At 76.2% G+C, this 20,286-nt stretch carries 20 protein-coding genes; 6 read left to right on the top strand and 14 right to left on the bottom strand.

Annotated elements, in window-relative coordinates; all coding sequences use genetic code 11:
- Positions 1–49 precede the first annotated feature (49 nt).
- Complete coding sequence (locus JD79_RS07975; RefSeq protein ID WP_110005089.1) at positions 50–301, top strand: hypothetical protein; 252 nt, start codon at positions 50–52, stop codon at positions 299–301.
- A complete protein-coding gene (locus tag JD79_RS07970) occupies positions 301–492 on the top strand; it encodes a hypothetical protein (protein WP_110005088.1) in 192 nt (63 codons plus the stop codon). The genes JD79_RS07975 and JD79_RS07970 overlap by 1 nt, the downstream gene beginning before the upstream one ends.
- Positions 493–574: 82 nt before the next feature.
- On the opposite strand, the gene JD79_RS07965 is transcribed toward JD79_RS07970, so the two are convergent.
- From JD79_RS07965 to JD79_RS07945, 5 genes are all read right to left on the bottom strand, one after another.
- Entirely contained in the window at positions 575–1,180 is a 606-nt protein-coding gene (locus JD79_RS07965) for a response regulator transcription factor (protein WP_110005087.1), read from the bottom strand.
- A complete protein-coding gene (locus tag JD79_RS07960) occupies positions 1,177–2,376 on the bottom strand; it encodes a sensor histidine kinase (protein ID WP_211307905.1) in 1,200 nt (399 codons plus the stop codon). Before JD79_RS07960 ends, JD79_RS07965 begins: the two co-directional genes overlap by 4 nt.
- Before the next feature lie 41 nt (positions 2,377–2,417).
- Entirely contained in the window at positions 2,418–3,224 is an 807-nt protein-coding gene (locus JD79_RS07955) for an ABC transporter permease (protein ID WP_110005086.1), read from the bottom strand.
- 28 nt (positions 3,225–3,252) lie between these two features.
- The gene (locus JD79_RS07950; protein WP_110005085.1) at positions 3,253–4,203 is read right to left on the bottom strand and encodes an ABC transporter ATP-binding protein; all 951 of its coding nucleotides are present in this window, start codon (positions 4,201–4,203) and stop codon (positions 3,253–3,255) included.
- 174 nt (positions 4,204–4,377) lie between these two features.
- On the bottom strand, positions 4,378–5,748 hold the full coding sequence (locus JD79_RS07945) for an MFS transporter (protein ID WP_110005084.1): 1,371 nt from the start codon (positions 5,746–5,748) through the stop codon (positions 4,378–4,380).
- A 239-nt stretch (positions 5,749–5,987) separates the two neighbouring features.
- Between JD79_RS07945 and JD79_RS07940 the strand changes: the two genes are divergently transcribed.
- The gene (locus JD79_RS07940) at positions 5,988–6,740 is read left to right on the top strand and encodes a 3-hydroxybutyrate dehydrogenase (RefSeq protein WP_110005083.1); all 753 of its coding nucleotides are present in this window, start codon (positions 5,988–5,990) and stop codon (positions 6,738–6,740) included.
- A 14-nt stretch (positions 6,741–6,754) separates the two neighbouring features.
- Positions 6,755–8,698 carry a helix-turn-helix domain-containing protein gene (locus JD79_RS07935; RefSeq protein ID WP_110005082.1) on the top strand — a complete coding sequence of 648 codons (1,944 nt, stop codon included), beginning with the start codon at positions 6,755–6,757 and terminating at the stop codon, positions 8,696–8,698.
- 4 nt (positions 8,699–8,702) lie between these two features.
- Here the strand turns inward: JD79_RS07935 and JD79_RS07930 are convergent, their stop codons facing one another.
- Entirely contained in the window at positions 8,703–8,882 is a 180-nt protein-coding gene (locus tag JD79_RS07930; RefSeq protein ID WP_110005081.1) for a hypothetical protein, read from the bottom strand.
- Between the two features lie 85 nt (positions 8,883–8,967).
- Between JD79_RS07930 and JD79_RS07925 the strand changes: the two genes are divergently transcribed.
- A complete protein-coding gene (locus tag JD79_RS07925) occupies positions 8,968–9,846 on the top strand; it encodes a 3-methyladenine DNA glycosylase (RefSeq protein WP_110005080.1) in 879 nt (292 codons plus the stop codon).
- Between the two features lie 146 nt (positions 9,847–9,992).
- Here JD79_RS07925 and JD79_RS07920 read toward each other — a convergent pair whose 3' ends face one another.
- From JD79_RS07920 to JD79_RS07900, 5 genes are read right to left on the bottom strand one after another with little or no spacing between them, the layout of a single operon-like run.
- Positions 9,993–11,141: a branched-chain amino acid ABC transporter permease gene (locus JD79_RS07920; RefSeq protein ID WP_110005079.1), complete on the bottom strand. Its 1,149-nt coding sequence runs from the start codon at positions 11,139–11,141 to the stop codon at positions 9,993–9,995.
- Positions 11,138–12,022 (bottom strand): branched-chain amino acid ABC transporter permease, encoded by an 885-nt coding sequence (locus JD79_RS07915; protein ID WP_110005078.1) that lies wholly within the window; start codon positions 12,020–12,022, stop codon positions 11,138–11,140. The genes JD79_RS07920 and JD79_RS07915 overlap by 4 nt, the downstream gene beginning before the upstream one ends.
- A complete protein-coding gene (locus JD79_RS07910; RefSeq protein ID WP_110005077.1) occupies positions 12,019–12,762 on the bottom strand; it encodes an ABC transporter ATP-binding protein in 744 nt (247 codons plus the stop codon). The genes JD79_RS07915 and JD79_RS07910 overlap by 4 nt, the downstream gene beginning before the upstream one ends.
- Entirely contained in the window at positions 12,759–13,556 is a 798-nt protein-coding gene (locus JD79_RS07905) for an ABC transporter ATP-binding protein (protein ID WP_211307904.1), read from the bottom strand. The genes JD79_RS07910 and JD79_RS07905 overlap by 4 nt, the downstream gene beginning before the upstream one ends.
- 23 nt (positions 13,557–13,579) lie before the next feature.
- Positions 13,580–14,800: a substrate-binding domain-containing protein gene (locus JD79_RS07900; RefSeq protein ID WP_110005076.1), complete on the bottom strand. Its 1,221-nt coding sequence runs from the start codon at positions 14,798–14,800 to the stop codon at positions 13,580–13,582.
- 232 nt (positions 14,801–15,032) lie between these two features.
- Between JD79_RS07900 and JD79_RS07895 the strand changes: the two genes are divergently transcribed.
- A complete protein-coding gene (locus JD79_RS07895) occupies positions 15,033–15,872 on the top strand; it encodes a tyrosine-protein phosphatase (RefSeq protein WP_245899918.1) in 840 nt (279 codons plus the stop codon).
- Between the two features lie 84 nt (positions 15,873–15,956).
- Here JD79_RS07895 and JD79_RS24215 read toward each other — a convergent pair whose 3' ends face one another.
- From JD79_RS24215 to JD79_RS07885, 3 genes are all read right to left on the bottom strand, one after another.
- Positions 15,957–18,059, bottom strand: a complete 2,103-nt coding sequence (locus tag JD79_RS24215) for a diguanylate cyclase domain-containing protein (RefSeq protein ID WP_110005074.1) — start codon at positions 18,057–18,059, stop codon at positions 15,957–15,959.
- Positions 18,060–18,281: 222 nt separating this feature from the next.
- On the bottom strand, positions 18,282–18,434 hold the full coding sequence (locus tag JD79_RS22515) for a hypothetical protein (RefSeq protein WP_170149147.1): 153 nt from the start codon (positions 18,432–18,434) through the stop codon (positions 18,282–18,284).
- A 133-nt stretch (positions 18,435–18,567) separates the two neighbouring features.
- The gene (locus tag JD79_RS07885; protein ID WP_110005073.1) at positions 18,568–20,250 is read right to left on the bottom strand and encodes a putative PEP-binding protein; all 1,683 of its coding nucleotides are present in this window, start codon (positions 20,248–20,250) and stop codon (positions 18,568–18,570) included.
- Positions 20,251–20,286: the final 36 nt, after the last annotated feature.

Raw genomic sequence — 20,286 nt, 5'->3', positions numbered from 1 at the left:
CCGGGACCCCGGGCATGGCCCCTGCGACAACGTCGGACAGGAGGCCACGGTGAGCGATCCCCAGGGCAGCGACCGCATCCAGCAGGACATCCCGACCGCGTCGGCCACCGGCGACAACAGCAGCACCGGGTCCTCGTTCGACGACGTGCCGCTCACCGCCGACGAGGCGATCGAGCGGGACGCCGCCCACGACGACGACCTGCCCGCCGGCGCCGACGGCGACGTCGCCCGCGCCCGGGGTGCCGGTGCGTCCGGCGAGGTCGAGGGCCCCACCCCCCGTTCCGGAGGAGCGACAGACTGATGAGCGAGTCCGACAACAGCGGCTACCGCGAGTCCCCCGACACCTCGGACGGGCCGACGAGCGGCAACATGGTCGACGGCGTCCCCGGTGAGGACCGCTCCGACGGCGGCGAGCGCGACGTCACCCTCACCACCGACGACGACGCCCAGCGCGACGAGTCCGTCGTCCGCGGCGGCAACGAGGCCAGCTAGGCCCAGCTCTCCCGTGCGTGCGGACCGCCCCCGCACGGGGTCCCGCCGTCAGCCGCGAACGGTGGGCGGCACGGGGGTCCTGTCAGATCCAGCCGTGGCGGCGGGCGACCTCGACGGCGGCGTGCCGGTTGGCCGCACCGAGCTTGCCCGCGGCCGACGACAGGTGGTTGCGCACCGTCCCCGGTGACAGGTGCGCGCGGGCGGCGATCTCCTCGACGGGGGCTCCGCCCGCGGCCAGTTCCAGGACGTCGGCCTCGCGCGGCGTCAGCGGGCTGTCGCCGGCGCTGATGGCCTCGGCGGCCAGCTCGGGGTCGACGTAGCGCCCGCCCCGGGCCACCGTGCGGACGACGTCGGTGAGCACCGGCGCGGCCACCGTCTTGGGCAGGAACCCGCGCACACCGGCCGCGAGCGCCCGCTTGAGGTGCCCCGCGCGGCCGTGCCCGGTCACGATGACGACCCTGCAGCCGGGCACCAGCGAGCCGAGCTGCGCGGCGACGCCGATGCCGTCGAGGTCGGGCATCTGCAGGTCGAGGACGGCGACGTCGGGGGTGTGCGCCCGCGCCATGGCCAGCGCCTCGGAGCCCGAGGCGGCCTCGGCGACCACCTCGAGGTCGTCCTCCAGCGTCAGGAGCGCGACCAGTGCCGAGCGGATGAGGTTCTCGTCGTCGGCGAGCAGGACCCGGATCACCGCACCTCCTCCACCGCGCGCACGGGCACGCGCGCCACGACGACGAACCGGTCGCCCTCGCGTCCCGCGGACAGCTGCCCGGAGGCCGCCGCGAGCCGCTCGGACAGCCCGCGCAGGCCGTGGCCGTGGGCCGCGCCGCCCTCGGGGCCCACGCCGTCGTTCTCCACGCGCAGCTGCACCGGGTCCCCCCCGGTCAGCGTCACGGTGCACTCGTCCGCCGAGCTGTGCCGCAGCACGTTGGTGACCGCCTCGCGGACCACCCAGCCCAGCGCCACCTGCACCGGCTCGGGCAGCGCGGCGCCGGCCTCCTCGCCGGTCACCGTGCAGGCGATGCCGGCCGCCCGCAGCACCGAGCGGGCGCCGGCGAGCTCCCCCGCGAGGTCGGTGCCACGGTAGCCGCGGACGACGTCGCGGACCTCGCGCAGCGACTGCTCGGCGATCCGGCTGATGTCGGCCACCTCGTCGGCCGCCTCGGGCCGCTGCCGCCGGACCAGCTCGCCGGCCAGCTGGCTCTTCACCGCGATCGCCGAGAGGTTGCGACCCATGACGTCGTGCAGGTCGCGGGCGAAGCGCAGCCGCTCCTCGGCGACGGCGAGCTGCAGCTGCACCCCGCGGCTGCGGTCCATCTCGACGACGACGTCGAGGATCCAGACCGTGAACCGGAAGGCCACGGTCACCGAGGCCACCGCCAGGGCGATCGAGGCCCCGACCACCGCGGCGGCCAGGGGCGGGTTGCCGTCGAGCGCCGAGGCGACGCCGGCGAGCAGGCCGGTGACGCCGGCGCCGGCGAGCAGCGGGCGGGTGGGGACGACGACCGACACCGCGAGCAGCACCTCGGCGCCGACCAGGCCGGCCACCCAGGGCACCGCGGGCGAGGGGCCGTCCGTCGTCGCCGCGAGCGACGTCCCGACCGCGGCCAGGCCCCCGACGACGGCGACCGCGAGCCCGACCGCGTCGGGGCGGGCGGTGCGGTCGGCGAACCCCCGCCGGGTGACGTGCAGGGCGGCCGCGGTCGTGACCACGGCGGCGGCCAGCAGCAGCGGCAGCCCCCGCGAGGCGGTGTCCCGGTCCGAGGCCACCGCCAGCAGCAGGAACACCGGCAGCGCGACCAGGAACGAGTAGTACGACCACCGGGTGTAGAGCTCGATGCGCTGGGGGTCGCTGCGGGTCCGCCACCAGCGTGCGACGGTCGGCACGGCACCCATGCTGCCGTACCGACCGCCGCGGGCCGTACCGCTCACCGGCGGGGCGCCCACCGGAACACCCGGGGCGCCACGACGGCGGCGAGCGCGATCCAGGCGGCGAGGACCAGCAGCGGCTGCGGCGCGGCGGCCCAGGCGCCGGCCCAGTCGACCGACCGGCCGTCCCAGGTCTGCCCGACCAGGCCCAGCCGGGCGAGCTCCACGATCGGCTCGATCGGCGTCAGCCGCACCACCTGCGCGACCTGGTCGGGGAAGGCGCTCAGCGGGACGACCACGCCCGAGGTGACCGACGCCAGCACCACCAGGGGCAGCGTGGTGATCTGCGCGCTCTCGGCGGTGCGCGTGAACGACGTGCTCGCCGCGGCCAGCAGCGTCATGAGCGCCGTCCCGCCGACCAGGGCCAGCAGCGGCAGCACGACGTCGGCGGGTGCCGACCACTCCCCGATCACCGCGGTGCCGGCGAGGACCAGGACCACCTGCACGACCGTCACGAGCAGGGTCGGGGTGGCGGTGCCCAGCAGCACCTCGCCGGGGGTGAGCTCACCGCTGCGCATCCGCTGCAGGACCAGCTCCTCGCGGCGCGCGACGTAGGTGGTCACGAGGTTGTAGTAGGTGAGGAAGACCAGCGTCACGGCGAACGCGGTGACGGCCAGGCGCGGGCCGAGCGGGCCGTCGCCGCCGAGCCCGGCGACGGGCACGAAGGCGACGAGGACCAGCGGCAGCAGCACCGAGTTGACGACGGCGGTGCGGTTGCGCAGCAGCAGCCGGGTCTCCGCGCCGGCCAGGGCGAGCGTGCGACGCAGCCGGGACGGCGCGGCCGCGGGGGCGGACAGGGTGGTCATCGGGAGAGCTCCTCGGGACGGGAGGTGGTCAGGACGGGTCGGAGCCGTCGGCGACGGCGAGGAAGGCCTGCTCGAGGGACGCGGCGCGGGCCTGCAGCCCGCCGAGGACGAGCCCGTGCGCGTCGGCCCAGGCCAGCAGGCTGGTGAGCACCGGCTGCAGCGCGCGGGTGTGCAGCACCACCCGGGGCGCCCCGGACACCACCTCGGCGCCCGGGACGGCCGGCAGCGGGGGCCCGCCGGCCGGCAGCGTGAACCGGATGGTCGCCGGCTGCGTGGCGGCGATCTCGGCCGCGGTCCCGGAGAGGACGACGCGGCCGGCCCGCATGACCGCGATCCGGTCGGCGAGCTCCTCGGCCTCCTCGAGGTGGTGGGTGGTGAGGACGACGGCGGCGCCCTCGGCCACCCGCCGCCGGACCAGCTCCCACACCGTGCGCCGGCTCTCGGGGTCCAGGCCCGTGGTGGGCTCGTCGAGGACGACGACCCGCGGGGAGCCGAGCAGCGCCAGGGTGAGGTCGAGGCGGCGCCGCTCGCCGCCGGAGAGGCTGCGCACGCGGACCTCGGCGCGGCCGGCGAGGCCGACCTGGGCGAGCGCCTCGTCCTCGGGCCGGGCGCCGGTGAGGGTCGCGCCCCACAGGCGGACCGTCTCCCGCACGGTGAGGTCGGCGGGCAGGCCGCTGGACTGCAGGAGCACGCCGAGGTGCGGGCGGACGGCGGCGCGCTCGGTCACGGGGTCGGCGCCGAGCACGCGGACGGTGCCGCCGGAGGCCGGGGCCAGCCCCTCGAGCACCTCCAGGGCGGAGGTCTTGCCGGCGCCGTTGACGCCGAGGAGCGCGAAGACCTCGCCGGGGTGGACCTCGAAGCTGATGCCGCGGACGGCCTCGACGTCGCCGTAGCGGCGCCGCAGGTCGGTGACCTCGACGACGGGGCTGCCGGCGCCGACGCGGGTGCGGACGTCGGTGCGGAGGCGGGTGAGCTGCACGGGGTCTCCTCCTCGTGCCCCGCCGGCCCGTGCCGGGCCGGTCCTCCGGGGCACGTCCCCACGCTCCCGCCGGACCGGGCCCGGCACAGGTGCCGTCCCTCACGACCTGTCCGGACGTGCGCACGGGGCACCCCTGACACGTGTCAGGGGTGCCCCGTGGGGAGCGGGCCCGCGTCAGACCCGGCTGGCGGCCCGCCCGCCCTTCGGCTCGACGGCGTCGTCGGCACCGAGGTCGCGGATCCGGGTCTCGCCGTAGGAGAGCACCGCCACGAGCGTCACCGCGGCGCAGACGGCCACGTACAGGGCCACCCGCCCGGGGCTGGGCTCCTGGAAGCTGCCCAGCAGCGCGACGGCGATCAGGGGAGCCGGGGCACCGGCGATGACCGAGGCGAGCTGCGCCCCCACGGAGACGCCGGTGTAGCGGGCCTTGGTGCCGAAGAGCTCGGCGAAGAAGGCGGCCTGCGGGCCGTACATGGCGCCGTGGAACAGGAAGCCCACGACCAGGCCGAGGACGACCAGCCAGAAGCTGCCGGTGTCGTAGAGCCCGAACAGGGCGAACGACCACAGCCCGATGCCGGTGGCGCCGAGCAGGTAGACCGGCCGCCGGCCGACACGGTCGGACAGCGCACCCCACAGCGGGATGGTCACCAGGTGCACGGCCGAGCCCACGAGCAGTGCGTTGAGCGCGAACGAGGAGTCCAGGCCGAGCGCCTTGGTCAGGTAGGCGGTGGTGAACGCCGTCAGCACGTAGAAGGACACGTTCTCGGCGATGCGGGCGCCCATCGCCACGAGCACCTCGCGCTTGTAGCGCTTGAGGACGACGGCGATCGGCGCCTCCTCGGCCGCGCCGGTCTCGCGGGCCTTCGCCTCGGCGAGGCGCTGCGCCTCCAGGAACACCGGCGACTCGCTGACCGCCAGCCGGACCCACAGGCCGACGAGGATGAGCACGGCCGAGAGCAGGAACGGGATGCGCCAGCCCCAGGCGGCGAACGCCTCGTCGGACTGGAAGGCCGCCAGCAGCGCCAGCACCGCCGTCGACAGCAGCTGTCCGGCCGGGGCCCCGGCCTGCGGCCAGGAGGCCCAGAAGCCGCGGTGCTCGGGCCTGCCGTGCTCGGAGACGATGAGCACGGCGCCGCCCCACTCGCCGCCGAGGGCGAAGCCCTGCACCAGCCGCAGGACCACCAGCAGCAGCGGCGCCAGCACCCCGACGGTGGCGTAGGTGGGCAGCAGGCCGATCGCGAAGGTGGCGCCGCCCATCATGAGCAGCGACACGACCAGCAGCTTCTTGCGTCCCATCCGGTCACCGAAGTGGCCGAAGACGAGGGCGCCGATCGGGCGGGCCGCGAAGCCGATCGCGTAGGTCCCGAACGCGAGCAGGACGCCCGCGAAGTCGGAGGACTCCGGGAAGAACAGGTCGCTGAACACGAGCGCGGCGGCCGAGCCGTAGAGGAAGAAGTCGTACCACTCGACGGTGGTGCCGATGATGCTCGCGCCGACGACGCGGCCGAAGCTCCGACCCCGGGGCGTCGGGCTGGGTGCGGACATGCGGGTCTCCTCGGTGGGCGGGGTGGTTCCGCGTCGACGCTAGGGAGGTCCGGCGGGACTGCCCATGTGCCCGGGACCAGTCCTGTGATCGGGCTCATGTGGTCCGGATCCATGCCGGACCGGAACTCCGTGTCCGCCGGGCGGTCGAGGGCGGGTGTGGCCGGCGCCCATCCCCGCGGCGTCAGCTGTGTGGCCCGGGGCCGTGACAGGTGCCGCCGGCTCGGCCTACCGTCCCGGCCATGGGCGCGGAGGACCTCACGGGGCGGCGGGCGATGGTGACCGGTGGCGGCTCGGGCATCGGGCGGGCGGTCGCCTCGCGGCTGGCGGAGGCCGGCGCCGAGGTGGTCGTGGTCGACCGGGACGGCGCGGCGGCCGAGGAGGTCGCGCGCACCGTCGGCGGCAGCGCGGTCGCCGTCGACCTGTCCGACCTTGCCGCCGTCGACGCGCTCGACCTCGACGTCGACGTCCTGGTCAACAACGCCGGCTTCCAGCACGTCGCGCCGCTGCACGAGTTCCCCGTCGAGGTCTTCTCCACCATCCAGCGGCTCATGGTCGAGGCGCCGTTCCGGCTGGTCCGGGGCGCGCTGCCGCACATGTACGGCCGGGGCTGGGGGCGGGTGGTGAACGTCAGCTCGGTGCACGGGCACCGGGCCTCGCCCTTCAAGTCCGCCTACGTGACGGCCAAGCACGCGCTCGAGGGGCTGTCGAAGGTGGTCGCGCTCGAGGGCGCCGCCCACGGCGTGACGTCGAACTGCGTGGCCCCGGCCTACGTGCGCACCCCGCTGGTCGAGGGGCAGATCGCCGACCAGGCGCGCACCCACGGGATCTCCGAGGACGAGGTGGTCGAGCAGGTGATGCTCGCCCCCGCGGCGCTCAAGCGGCTCATCGAGCCCGCCGAGGTCGCCGACGCCGTCGCCTGGCTCTGCTCGCCCGCCGCGGCCTCGGTCACCGGCACCTCGCTGCGGATGGACGGCGGGTGGACCGCCCACTGACGCGGCCGGGGAGGATGCCGGTCGTGAGCCGGCCCGCCGCCCTGCCCGCCGACGGTCCCGGGCGCGCGCCGCGGGTCCCCTCCGCCGCCGCCGAGTACCTGCAGCTCGTCCTCGACGACGCCGCGGCCATCGAGTACGAGGGCCCGCTGGTGCGCGCCCGCGCCGGCGGCGCCGACCCCGACACCCTCGCCGAGCTGGAGCGGGTGCGGCTGCTGGCGCTGCAGGTGCGCGCCGCCTTCGCCGCCCGCCGGCGCCGCGAGTCGGAGCTGTCGGCGCTGTTCGACACGGCGAGCGACCTGGCCACGCTGCGCGGCGTCGACTCCGTCCTCACCGCGATCGTCCGCCGCGCCCGCCAGCTGCTCGGCACCGACGTCTCCTACCTGACGCTCAACGACGACGCGCACGGCGACACGTACATGCGCGTCACCGACGGCTCGGTCTCGGCCCGGTTCCAGGCGCTGCGGCTGCCCATGGGCGAGGGCCTGGGCGGGCTGGTCGCCCAGACCGCCGCTCCGTACGCGACGGCGAGCTACTTCACCGACGCCCGGTTCCACCACACCGACGACATCAACGGCGGCGTCCGCGAGGAGGGCCTGGTCGCCATCCTCGGGGTGCCGCTGATCCGCGGGTCGCAGGTCATCGGCGTCCTCTACGCCGCCGACCGCACCGAGCGGACCTTCGACCGCTCCGAGGTGGCGCTGCTCGGCTCACTGGCCGCGCACGCCGCGATCGCGATCGACAACGCCCGGCTGCTGGAGGAGACCCGCACGGCGCTCGACGAGCTGTCGGCGGCCACCCGCGAGCTGCGGGCGCACACCGAGTCGGTCGAGCGGGCCGCGGGGGCGCACGACCGGTTCATCGACGTCGTGCTGCGCGGCGGCGGCGTCGAGGGCGTGGCGGCCGCGGTGACCGAGGCCCTCGGCGGGCGGATCACCGTGCTCGACGAGGAGGGCAGGCCCACGCCCCCCGACGTCCCGGGCAGTGCGCTCCCTCCCGACCCGGCCGCCGCGCTGGGCCTGGCCCGGTCGACCGGGCGCACCGTGGGCGACGGCGAGTGGTGGACCGCGGCGGTGACGGTGGGCAGCGACCTGCTCGGCGGCCTGGTGCTGCAGCGCGCCGGCGACCTGTCCGACGCCGACCAGCGCATCCTCGAGCGGGCGGCGCTGGTCACCGCGCTGCTGCTGCTCATCCGGCGCACCGCCAGCGAGGCCGAGGGGCGGGTGCGCGGCGAACTGCTCGACGAGCTGCTCACCGGGCCGCTGCGCGACCCCGACGGCCTGCGGGAGCGGGCCCGCCGGCTGGGCGCCGACCTCGACCGGCCGCAGGCGGTGGTCGTCGTCCGCGTGGAGGAGCGCTGCCGCGGGCGGGCGCTGGCCGCCGCGGCCCACCTGGCCGCCACGCGGGCCGGGCTGGCCGGGATCCGCGACGGCCGCGTCGTCCTCTGCCTGCCCGACCTGGCGCCGGGCGACGCCGCGGCGCTGGTGTGCAGGGAGGTCTCCGCCGCGGTCGGGCGGCCGGTCACCGCCGGCGGTGCGGGTCCGGCGCACGGCCCGGCCGCGGTGGCCGGCGCGGAGGCCGAGGCCCGGCGGTGCGCCTCCACGCTGGAGGCCCTCGGCCGCGCCGGCCAGTCGGCCAGCGCCGGCGAGCTGGGCTTCGTCGGCCTGCTGGTGGGCGAGGGCCGCGACGTGCCCGGGTTCGTCACGGCCACGCTGGCGCCGGTGCTCGACTACGACGCGCGCCGCGGCACCGACCTGGTGGCCACCCTGCGGGCGTGGTTCGACACCGGCGGCTCCCCCGCCCGCGCCGCCGAGGTGCTCAACGTCCACGTCAACACCGTCACCCAGCGGCTGGACCGGGTCGCCCGGCTGCTGGGCCGGGACTGGTCGGCGCCCGAGCGCGCGCTGGAGGTCCAGCTGGCGCTGCGGCTGCACCGGCTGACGTCCGCCGGCGAGGCCTGAGCGTTCAGCCCGCGACCCCCGGCGGGACGATGGTGTTGACGATGTCGGAGCGCTTCCCGCAGCGGCGGCAGACCTTGTGGTCCGGTCCGCGCAGCCGCTCGTCGTCGGGACGCCGCTGCACGTAGGCGTGCAACCCGATGCGGCACAGCAGGGGCCGGTGGGCGGTCCTCGTCTCGTCGGCCACGGCGATCGCCTCCTGGTCGGGAGGCCCAGCGTGGGACCGCGCGGACCCTGCCGGTAGGTCCCGAGGTCCCTCCTACCCTGGTCCGGTGACCACCGTCCTCCCCTGCCTGCCGGCGGCCGAGTGGACGGCACGGGCGGCCGCGCACGGGGCGCGCGTCGAGCGGTGGACGGCGCCGCACGGCGAGCGGCGCCGGCGCGGGGAGTCGCACCCGGTGCTCGACTTCCTCTTCACCTACTACTCCGAGACGCCGTCGCGGCTGCGGCGCTGGCACCCGGGCCCCGGCGTCGCGCTCGCGCCGTCGGCGGACGGCCCGGCGCCGCACGCCGCGTGGCGCTGGTACGCGACCGGCGACGACGGGTCGGTCCGCCTCGACGTCGGCTCCTACCTGGCCGAGCGCGCGCCCACGGTGCGGTTCGTGCGGGACCTCCTGGCCGCCACGGCGTCGCGGCCGGCGCACACCGGCTGCTTCGGGCTGCACGAGTGGGCCATGGTGCACCGCGCCGGCGAGCGGCGGCACGCGGTCCCGCTGCGGCTGGGACAGGCGGGCACCGACGCCGTCGTGGAGTCGCACCCGATCCGGTGCAGCCACTTCGACGCGTTCCGGTTCTTCACGCCGTCGGCCGTCGGGTTCAACCGGCTGCGGCCGACGCGGGAGACGCAGGTCGCGATGGAGCAGCCCGGCTGCCTGCACGCGACGATGGACCTCTACAAGTGGGCCTACAAGCTCTCCCCCGCGGTGCCCGGCGAGCTCGTCGCCGACTGCTTCGCGCTCGCCGTCGAGGTGCGCGAGCTCGACATGCGGGCCTCGCCCTACGACCTGCGCGACCACGGCTACGCACCGGTGCCGATCGAGACGCCGGAGGGCAAGGCCGCCTACGTCGTCGCCCAGCGGGGGTTCGCCGACCGCGCCGTTCCGCTGCGGCAGCGCCTCGTCGACGTCTGCGACGCCCTGCTCGCGCCCTAGCGCACCGCGCGGCGCCCTGGTCACCCCAGCGCGTCCTGGTCACCCCGGCGCGGCGTCCTGGCTCACCGTGGCGCGTCCTGGCTCACCGCCGACGGTGAGCCAGGACGCCGCACGATCAGCTCACCTGGTGGTGTGCGGCGTCGGGCTCAGACGCCGTCGCGGGGGCCGCCCGCGCCGACGCCCACCCCGCGCGACGCCGTCTCCCGCAGCTGCTCCACCACCCGGCCCGGCGGCGGCGTGGCCCCGCCGGCCGGTGCGCCGGGACGGCGGCCGGCGCGGCGCTCGCGCAGCCGGGCGACCAGGCCCGCGATGCCGCCCGGGACGAAGAAGACGACCAGCACGAACAGCGACCCGAGCAGGAACAGCGGCTCCGACAGCGGCACCCGCAGCCACGCCGGCAGGTCCTGCACCGCGGCCGAGGACGCCAGGTCGGTGAGCCGGCTGTCGAGGTAGGTGTAGAGCACGCCGCCGAGCACCGCCCCCCAGCGGCTGCCCGCACCGCCGAGCACGACCATCACCAGCAGGCCGAGGGTGAAGTCGGCGGTCGTCGTGCGGGGGGTGGACCCGCCGAGCAGCAGCAGGTGCACCACCCCGCCGAGCGCGGCGAGCAGCCCGGCGAGGGCGAAGACGACGAGCTTGAACGGGTAGGGCCGCAGTCCCAGCACCTCGACGCGGCGCTCGTTCTCCCGGATCGCCTGCCACACCCGCCCGGCCCGCGAGCCGGTCACCCACGCCACGACCACGTAGACGAGGGCCAGGTAGGCCAGCGCCAGCCAGTAGAGGTTGACGGTGTTGAGGACGCCGACGAACGCGTCGGGCACGTTCGAGCGGTCCAGCGCCAGGCCCTCCTCACCGCCGGTCAGGCCGCCGGGGTCGCGCAGCACCACGATCGACCCGACCTGCGCGATGGCCAGCGTGACCATCGAGAAGGCGATGCCCGACACCCGCAGCGCCACCCCACCGACCAGCAGCGGCAGCACGACGCCCACCGCCGTGGTCAGCGCCAGTGCCGCCCCCAGGCCCCAGCCGAGCTGGGTGAGCGCCAGGTTGGCCACGTAGGTGCCGGCCGCGAAGTAGAGCGCGTGCCCGAACGACAGCAGGCCGGTGAAACCGAACAGCAGGTCGTAGGACAGCGCGACCCCCCCGAAGAGCAGGCACAGCGCCAGCAGCTGCAGGGTGCCCGGGCTGTTGAGGACGCCGTCGAACAGGCCCGGCACCTGCAGCGTCGAGAACGGCAGCACCGCCAGGACGACGAGCACGACCAGCGGCGCCAGCCGCGTCAGCTTCCGGCTCATGCCACCCTCGCAGTCAGCCCGCCCGGGCGGGTCAGCAGGACGACGGCGAGCAGCAGGACGACCGACAGGTCGCCCACCCCGCTGGCCGCGTAGTAGTTGGCGAACTGCTGCACCAGCCCGACGAGGACCGCGGCCACCGCGGCGCCGGTGATCGAGCTCATCCCGCCGATGACGACGACGATGAAGGCGAAGATCAGCAGCGAGGTGCCCTGGCCCGGCGAGATCGAGCCGAGGTAGACGCCGCCGAGCGCGCCGGCCAGGGCCGCGAACGCGCCGCCCAGGGCGAAGACCAGCGTGAACGCCCGCCGGACGTCGATGCCGAGCGCCGTGACCATCGACCGGTTCTCCACGCCGGCGCGGATGACCAGGCCGAAGCGGGTGTAGCGGAGGAAGGCCAGCACCGCGAGCAGCACGACCACGGCGCTGCCGATCAGCAGGAACCGGTCGTTGGGCACGCTGGCCCCGAGCACCGACGTCGTGTCCTCGGCCCACGCCGGCGCGGGGAACGGCCGCGGGTCGGCGCCCCAGATGGCCCGCACGAGCGCGACCAGCGCCAGGCTCAGGCCCACGGTGACCAGCACCTGCTCGATGTGCCGCTCGTAGAGCGGGCGGATGAGCAGCAGCTCGATCAGCGCGGCGACGACCGTGCCGACGGCGACCCCGAAGGCGACGGCGAGGGCGAAGCCCCATCCGCCCGACCCGGCGCCGGGCAGGTTCTCCGAGGCCCACCAGGTGCCGTAGGCGCCGATGGTGAGGAACGCGCCGTGGGCGAAGTTGAGCACGCCCATCAGCCCGAAGATCAGCGAGAGGCCCGAGGCGACGAGGAAGTACAGCGCCGCCAGGCCCAGTCCCGTGACGGTGAGGAGCACGACCGTGCTCATGCGTGCGCACCTCCGCTCGTGGCGACGCCCAGCAGCTCGCGGGTGCGGTCGGCGTCGGCCATGAGCTCGGTCGCCGAGCCGCTCCACACCGCCCGCCCCTGGTCGACGACGACGGCGTCGGTGGCCATGCGGCGCACCACGGACAGGTTCTGCTCGACGAGCAGCACCGTCACCTCCTCGGCGACCCGGGCGAGCACGTCGGCGACCTCGGCCACCAGCAGCGGCGCCAGGCCCTTGGTCGGCTCGTCCACGAGCAGCAGCTGGTTGTCGTTGAGCAGCAGCCGGGCGATGGCCACCATCTGCTGCTGGCCGCCCGAGAGCGTCCCGGCCAGCTGCCGGCTGCGCTTCGCGAGCTCGGGGAACAGCTCGTACACGCGGTCGGGGTGGTGCGCGGAGTCCCGCCGCTCGGCCAGCGTGAGGTTCTCGGCCACCGTCAGCCCGCCGAAGACCTCGCGGTCCTCGGGCGCGTAGCCGACGCCGAGCCGGACCACCTCGTGGGTGCGCCGGCCCGAGAGCCGGTGCACCCGCCCGCCGGCGTCGGTCAGCTCGATCGTGCCGGTCGAGGGCACCAGCCCCAGCACCGACTTGACCGTCGTCGTCTTGCCGGCACCGTTGCGGCCCAGCAGCGCGGTCACCCCGCCGCGGCGGACGGTGAGGTCCACCCCCTGCAGGACGTGCGACCCCGACAGCCGCACGTGCACGTCGGACAGCCGGAGCAGCACCGGCCGGTCGGCGCTCACAGCTGGTCCCCCAGGTAGGCCTCCTGGACGGCGGGGTCGGCCGTGACCCGCGCGGGGGTGTCGAGTGCGAGCAGCGAGCCGTGGTGCATGACCGCGACCCGGTCGGCGAGGCCCAGCAGCACGTCCATGTGGTGCTCGACCATCAGCACCGTCCGGCCCTCCTCGCGGTGGACGTCGGCGATGACCTGCGTGAGGCCGCCGACCTCCTCGGTGCTGACCCCGGCCATCGGCTCGTCGAGCAGCACGACGGCGGGGTCGGTGGCCAGCAGGATCGCCAGCTCGAGCTTGCGCTTGTCGCCGTGGGAGAGGGACCCGGCGAGCGCGTCGCCGCGGGCGGCGAGACCCACGCGGCCGAGCGCCCGCTCGGCCACCTCGAAGGCCCGGTCGGAGGGTCGCACCCGCTGCCACGGGCGCAGGCTGCCGCCGAGGCGGGCCTGCGCGGCCAGGCGCACGTTCTCCCGGACGCCGAGGCCCGCGAACACCGACGAGGACTGGAAGGTCCGGCCCAGGCCGCGGCGGGCCCGCGCGGCCGGGCTGGCCGCGGTGACGTCCGTGCCGTCGAGGGTGATCGTCCCGGAGGTGACCGGGAGCAGGCCCGAGAGCAGGTTGAACAGCGAGGTCTTGCCCGCCCCGTTCGGGCCGATGACGGCGACGAACTCGCCGGGGGCGACGTCGAGGGAGACGTCGGAGACGATGACCGCGCCGCCGATGGCGCAGGTCAGGCCGGCCACCCGCAGCACCGGCTCGCCCGCGGGGCGGGCGGCCGGTGCCGGGGCGGGGAGGGAGGTGGTCACGCTCGCCGTCCTCGCCGGACCGGTCAGGCGGTGGCGACCGGCGGCGCGGTGGCCTCCGGGTCGAGGGTGTCGACGACGACCGGGACGAGCTCGCCGCCCTGCTCCTCCAGCCGCGCCTGGAACATCGGCTGCAGGAGCGCGTGGTCCTCCTCGCGGATGGTCAGCTGGCCCTTGACGCCGTCGAACTGCCAGCCCTCGAGCGCGTCGATCATCGCGCTGACGTCGTCACCACCCTCCTGGAGCGCGCGCACGACCATCTGGGCGGCGGTGAAGCCGTCGGGGGTGAACAGGTCGACGGTGCCGCCGGCCTCCTCGACCCGCTCGGTCATCGCCTGGCTGACCTCGTTGTCGGCGGCCTCGGCGAAGTAGTGCGAGAGGTAGTCGATCTGCGTGGCCTGGGCGCCGTAGGTGGCGTAGCTGGCGCGGATGTCGAGGCCGGTGACGACCGTCGTCGAGTCCAGGACGCCCTGCTGGCCCATCGCCTGCCACATGGCCGGCGCGGTCTCCCCCGCCCAGGCGACGAAGACCAGGTCGGCACCGGCGTCCCGGGCCTGCGAGGCGAAGGGGGTGAGGTCGGTGGCGCTGGCCGGGACCAGCAGCGGGGTGACCGTGGCGCCCGCCCCGCCGAGGACGGCGGTGACGGCACCGACGTTGGCCTGCCCGAACGCGCTGTCCTGGGCGAAGACCAGCACGGTCTTCCCCTGCGCGTCCCCGATGAAGGACTCCGCGGTGAGGATGTCCTGGTAGGTCTGCCGGCCGGAGCGGAAGGTGTTGTCGTTGACCCCGGTGACGGCGTCGGTGGCGGCGGGCCCGGAGATGAACAGCACGTCGTTCTGCTCGGCCAGCGGCGCGACCTGGGTGGCCACACCGGAGGCGGTGGAGCCGGCGAGGACCTGCACGCCCTGACCGATGAGGTCGGTCGCCTCGGCGACGGCCTTGGCGGGGTCTCCGGCGTCGTCGCGCTCGACCACCTCGATCGTCCGGCCGTCGACCTCGCCCGAGCCGTCGGTGGCGTAGTCCAGGCCGGCCTCGAAGCCCTGCAGGTACTGCTCGCCGTAGGTGGCCAGCGGCCCGGTGGCCGAGTACACCAGCCCGACGCGGATCGGGTCGCCCTCCCCGCCGGACTCCCCGCCGCCGCCTCCCGAGGAGGCGGCGGTGGGGCTGCCGCAGGCGGCGACCGACAGGGCCAGCGCGGCCCCCGTGGCGAGGACGGCGGTCCGGGACCGGTGGCGGGAACGCGACATGGGTGGCTCCTCGGCGTGTGCGACGGTGCACGGGGTACTCCGGACGATCCCGTCCGGCGTGGTCTGGACCACACGGTAGGGAGCCACTTCGCCACTGCCCATGTCGGTCCCCACCACAGCCACTCGTAAGGGTGTGGAGCCGCACCACACGAGACGCCCCGCCCCCGGCCGGGTCCGCCGGTCGCCCGTGGCCGTCCCGCCACCCCCCGGCCGCGCGCCGTACCGTCGGGGCGTGACCTCGACCCCCTCCGACCTGCGCACCGGCCGCTGGCTGCGACTCGACGGCACGACGAACACGCGCGACCTGGGCGGCCTGCCCACCACCGACGGTGGCACGACCGCCTTCGGCCGCGTCCTGCGCAGCGACAACCTGCAGACCCTCAGCGACGACGACGTCCGGCGCCTGGTGGAGGACCTGCACCTGCGCGACGTCATCGACCTGCGCACGACGGCCGAGGTGCTGCTCGAGGGACGCGGGCCGCTGCGCGGGGTCGAGGGCGTCACGCACCGCCACTTCAGCCTGCTGCCCGAGCGGGGCCACCACACCGACGTCTTCGCCGTCGAGGAGGACGAGGTCCCCGAGCTGCCGGCCGACTGGGCCGAGACGGTGCTCCCGCGGCAGACCACCGAGGCCGACGAGGTCGAGCCGCCGGCGGTGCGCTCCTACCTCGGCTACCTGCACCACCGGCCCGAGAACGTGCTGGCCGCGCTGCGGACGATCGCGTCCGGGGACGGCGCGGCGGTCGTGCACTGCGCGGCCGGCAAGGACCGGACCGGCGTCGTCGCGATGTTCGCGCTGGCCGCGGCCGGGGTGCCCGACGAGGAGATCGTCGCCGACTACGCGATGACCGCCGAGGTCATCGAGGCGCTGGTGGCCAAGCTGCGGCAGTCGCCCACCTACGCCGAGGACATGACCCGCCGCGAGGTCGCCGTCCACACGCCGCGGGCGGAGACCATGCGCCGGCTGCTGGAGATCCTGCGGGAGCGGCACGGCGGGCCGCTCGGCTGGCTCGAGGAGCACGGCTTCGGCGCCCGCGAGCAGGCCGCCCTCCGGGCCCGCCTCCGCGACTGACGTCGCCTGGTGACCGGCACGCGCTGACGGTCGTCCCCGGAGTCGGGACGACCGCCGTGGACGCGGTCTCGTCCCGAGTGGGCGCTACTCCGCGGGGCGGGGGGCCGGGGCCGGCGGGCGGTCGCGGTGCTTGTGGCGGTACATCGCCGTGTCGGCCTCGCGCAGCAGCCGCTCGGCCGTGGCCGAGGGGTCCTCGCCGCACCCGGTGTGCACGGCGACGCCGGTGCTCGTGCCCATGGGCACCGGGATGCCGTCGAGGCGGAACGGCTCGGCGAACGCCGCCGCCACGCGGCCCACGACGGCCTGGGCGTCCGACGGGGACGCCAGCCGCGGGAGCAGCACCGCGAACTCGTCCCCGCTGAGCCGCCCGACGGTGTCGCCGGGGCGGACGGCGGCGCGCAACCGCGCCGACACCTGCCGCAGCAGCTCGTCGCCGGCGGCGTGACCGAGGCTGTCGTTGACCGCCTTGAACCGGTCGAGGTCGCAGAACAGCACGCCGACGGACCCGGACGGGGCGGCGGCGGCGAGCGCGTCGGCCAGCCGCTCGCGGAACAGCACGCGGTTGGGCAGGCCGGTCAGGGCGTCGTGGCTGGCCTGGTGCCGGACGGTCTCGAGCAGCCGGGCCTTCTGCAGGGCGGTGGAGGCCTGGTCGCCCACACCTCGCAGCCGGGCCAGGACGTCGGCGTCGAGGGCGCCGCTGACCTCGCCGTCGGCCCAGCTCGCGGTGACCACCCCGAGGAAGGTCGTCCCGGCGAGGAGGGGGACGGCGACGACGTCGGTCAGCAGGAGCGCGGCGAGCAGGTCCCGCATGGGGGCGCTGGCGCCGACGGCGCTGATGACCCGCGGCTCGCGGTCGGTGAGGATGCCGAAGACCTCGGGGACGTCGCCGGCCCGCAGGGTCGCGGTCCGCAGGACCGCCTCCTGCTCGGGCGGCAGGCCGGCGCAGGCCGCCGCCCGCAGGACGCCTGCGGCGGGGTCCCAGAGCAGCACGCCGGAGCTGCCGCAGCCGACGATGCGGGGCAGCGCCCCGGCCACCACCTCGCAGATCTCCCGCGCCTCGGCCGCCTGGGCCAGGTCGTGGGCGAGGTCGAGCAGGGCGCCGGCCCGGCGGGCCTCCGACCGGCTGTCCTCGAGGGCGAGGACGAGGTCGAGGGCGGCCGCCGCGTGGCCGGCGTAGGCGGCGAGCATCGCCCGCTCGTCGCCGAGCCCCCCCTGGCCGGGCCGGTTGAGGGCGGCCAGCCGGCCGTGGGTCCGGCGGGCGGAGGCGACGTCGACGGTCACCGCGCCCGGCCCGAGGTCGTTCCCGGCGAGCAGCCGCGCCACCAGCAGCGGCACCTCGGCGGGGTCGAGGCCGGAGCTGTGCACGAGGGGGGCGCCGCCGTGCGGCGCGGAGACGGCGAGCAGGTAGGCGGGGGCGAGGACCGCGGCGGCGGCGCGGTCGACGATGCGGCGCAGGACGGTCTCCAGGTCCTCGCCGTCGACCAGGTCGGTGGCCGCCTCCTGCAGGCCGCGCACCTGCGAGCGCAGGGCGGCCAGCTCCGGGTCGGCCGAGGCCGGGCCGCCGCGCCGGCGCGACCAGCGGCTCCGCCGGTCCCAGGAGAGGTGGTAGACGCAGGCCGCCGCGCCGGAGGACTCGCACTCCTCGTGGACGACGCGGGCCGGCGGCAGGCCGAAGATGGCCGGCACCATGCTGATCAGGCCGCGCGCGTAGTCGCAGTCCAGCCGCGAGTGGACGTAGCCCTCGTGCAGCCGGTACCGCAGCGTCGCCGAGGTGGCGTCGGACTCGACCACCTCCATGGTGGAGGTGGTGGTGAAGTTGGCGACCGCGCGCGGCAGGCGGGCGTAGACCTGGCGCGGTGAGCCCATGGCGCGCACCAGCACGACGACGGAGGAGTTCATCCCGGTGCGCAGCGAGTCCGCGCCGATGCGGAACATGACGCCGGGATCACCCAGCACCTCGGTGGCGGCGGTGAACAGGCGGATCCGCGTGTCGTAGCTGGTCCAGGTCGAGGGCCGCGACAGCTCGGCGGCGGTGAAGGGCACGCCGGCCCGGCGGAGGGTGTCCTCGACCGCCGCCTCACCGGCGTGCTGGCGGACGTACTCCAGGACGAGGCCCGTCGTCGCGCCCGACGTCTCCCGGGCCTCTGCCGGGGATGCTGTCCGGTCCGCCGGCCGCGCTGCTCTCACGTCCGCAGTTTCGGCACGGGCCCGTCCGGGGTTGAGCGAGGCCGCGCGCGCCGCGTCACGGACTCCCCCGCGGGAGGGAGCCGACCGGCCCCGGGCGGCAGTCGACCCGGACAGCAGTGGACCCCGGACAGCAGTGGACCCCGGACAGCAGTCGACCCCGGGCTGCGGGTGCAGACCGGGGTCGTGCGGATCAGGCCTGCGCGGGGGCGGAGGCCGGCGGCCTCAGACCTCGCGCGTGGAGAACGAGCTGCTGTTGGCCATGGTGAGCAGCTCGTCGCGCATCGCCGGGCTGCCGGTGCGGGCGATGGCCCGGTCGATGGCCCGCTGCGTGCGAGCCGCCTGCCGACGCCGCCGCCAGGTGGTCCCGATGGACATGTCCGTGTCTCCCTCTTCGGTACGTCGTCCTACACCCGTAGTAAAGCAGGTGAGAACCGGAGTATTCCGAAGGATCCCAGGGTGAGTCACTCGATGTCCGACGATCGTTCACCCGTCGGGGTGGGCCGGCCGCTCAGGCGCGGGTCAACACCGCCCGCGCCGCGGCCCGCGCCGTCCGGGGGTCGTCGGCGGCCAGGGCGGCCGCCGCGGCCTCCCGGCAGGCGGCGAGGTCGGCGGTGGCCAGGCGCGCGCCGACACCCGCGACCGCCGAGCCGGCGCACGACAGCGAAGTCACGCCGAGCCCCACCAGGACGCAGGCGAGCAGCGGGTCGGCCGCGGCCTCGCCGCAGACGCCCACCGGCTTGCCCGACCGCCGGCCCGCCGCCGCCGTCGTCTCCACCAGCGCCAGCAGGGCCGGCTGCCACGGGTCGGTGAGGTCGGCGAGGTCGGCCGAGAGCCGGTCGGCGGCCAGCGCGTACTGCGACAGGTCGTTGGTGCCGATGGACAGGAAGTCGACGTGCCGCAGCATCCGGTCGGCCAGCAGCGCGGCCGAGGGCACCTCGACCATGACGCCGGGCACCAGGCCGCGCTCGCGCACCCGGGCGGCGAAGTCCGCGGCCTCGCCCTCGGTGGCCACCATGGGCGCCATCACCCACGGCGCGGCACCGGTGCGGCGGGCGGCCTCGGCGACGGCGTCGAGCTGGCGGTCGAGCAGGCCGGGGTCGCGGCGGGCCACCCGCAGGCCGCGGACGCCGAGCGCCGGGTTGGCCTCCTCGGGCGGCGTCGCGAACTCCAGTGGCTTGTCCGACCCGGCGTCGAGGGTGCGCAGGACGACCCGCCGGCCGGCCGCGGCCTCGAGGACGTCGGCGTAGCCGTCGGCCTGCTCCTCGACGGTCGGCTCGGCGGCCCGGCCGAGGAAGGCGAGCTCCGTGCGGAACAGGCCGACCCCCTCGGCGTGTGCGCGCAGAGCGGCCCGCGTGCCGTCACCGTCCTGCACGTTGGCCAGCACCGGGACCGCCACGCCGTCGCGGGTGGCGCCCGGCCCCGTGTAGCCGGCCAGGGCCTCCGCGGCCCGGCGGGCCGCGGCGAGCTGGCCGGCGGCGGCCTCCGGGTCGGGGTCGACGGTGACCGAGCCCTCCTCGGCGTCGAGGAGGACCGTCGCGCCGGCGGGGACGCCGTCGAGCCCCTCCACCGCCACGACCAGGGGCAGGCCGAGCTGGCGGGCGATGATCGCGGTGTGGCTGGTGGTCCCGCCCAGGCGGGTGGCCAGCCCGACGATCCGCGCGGGGTCGAGGCCGGCGGTGTCGGCGGGGGCCAGGTCGTCGGCCAGCAGGACGGAGGGCTCCGCGGGCGAGGGGACGCCGGGCTCACCCTGGCCGGTCAGCTCGGCGACCACGCGGTCACGCACGTCGCGCACGTCGGTGACCCGCTCGGCCATCACGCCGCCCAGCGAGGTGAAGACGTCGACGAACTGCTGCGCGGCCTGCACGGTGGCCACGGCAGCGGGGACACCGGCGGCGATCCGCTGCTCGACCGCACCCAGCAGCCCGCGGTCGCGGGCCATGCCGGCGGTGGCCGACAGCACCTCGGCGGTCATCCCGGTCGCGGCCGCGGCGCGCTCGGCCAGGCGCCCGGCGACGGCCTCGGCGGCCGCGGTGAAGCGTGCCCGCTCCTCCTCGCGCGCCGCCTCCGGCAGCGGGTCGAAGGCCTCAGCGGGCAGGAGGACCGCCCCGGACGGGCGGACCACGGGACCGAGGACCACACCGGGGACGACGGGCGTCCCGGTGAGCACGGTGCGAGCGGCGGTGGTGGACATGCGGACCTCGCGTCGGTCGGAGGGATGGCGGTCGCC

The sequence above is a fragment of the Geodermatophilus normandii genome (genome assembly GCF_003182485.1).
Taxonomy (GTDB): Bacteria; Actinomycetota; Actinomycetes; order Mycobacteriales; family Geodermatophilaceae; genus Geodermatophilus; species Geodermatophilus normandii.
Note: the sequence above shows the minus strand (reverse complement) of the source record. Positions and strands in the feature narration are given on the sequence as shown.

What these genes read in the sequence shown, in the direction of transcription:
- JD79_RS07970 (WP_110005088.1), top strand. Translation starts at nt 301, where the DNA reads ATGAGCGAGTCCGACAACAGCGGCTACCGCGAGTCCCCCGACACCTCG.
- JD79_RS07955 (WP_110005086.1), bottom strand. Translation starts at nt 3,224, where the DNA reads ATGACCACCCTGTCCGCCCCCGCGGCCGCGCCGTCCCGGCTGCGTCGC.
- JD79_RS07945 (WP_110005084.1), bottom strand. Translation starts at nt 5,748, where the DNA reads ATGTCCGCACCCAGCCCGACGCCCCGGGGTCGGAGCTTCGGCCGCGTC.
- JD79_RS07940 (WP_110005083.1), top strand. Translation starts at nt 5,988, where the DNA reads ATGGGCGCGGAGGACCTCACGGGGCGGCGGGCGATGGTGACCGGTGGC.
- JD79_RS07935 (WP_110005082.1), top strand. Translation starts at nt 6,755, where the DNA reads ATGCCGGTCGTGAGCCGGCCCGCCGCCCTGCCCGCCGACGGTCCCGGG.
- JD79_RS07920 (WP_110005079.1), bottom strand. Translation starts at nt 11,141, where the DNA reads ATGAGCCGGAAGCTGACGCGGCTGGCGCCGCTGGTCGTGCTCGTCGTC.
- JD79_RS07915 (WP_110005078.1), bottom strand. Translation starts at nt 12,022, where the DNA reads ATGAGCACGGTCGTGCTCCTCACCGTCACGGGACTGGGCCTGGCGGCG.
- JD79_RS07900 (WP_110005076.1), bottom strand. Translation starts at nt 14,800, where the DNA reads ATGTCGCGTTCCCGCCACCGGTCCCGGACCGCCGTCCTCGCCACGGGG.
- JD79_RS22515 (WP_170149147.1), bottom strand. Translation starts at nt 18,434, where the DNA reads ATGTCCATCGGGACCACCTGGCGGCGGCGTCGGCAGGCGGCTCGCACG.
- JD79_RS07885 (WP_110005073.1), bottom strand. Translation starts at nt 20,250, where the DNA reads ATGTCCACCACCGCCGCTCGCACCGTGCTCACCGGGACGCCCGTCGTC.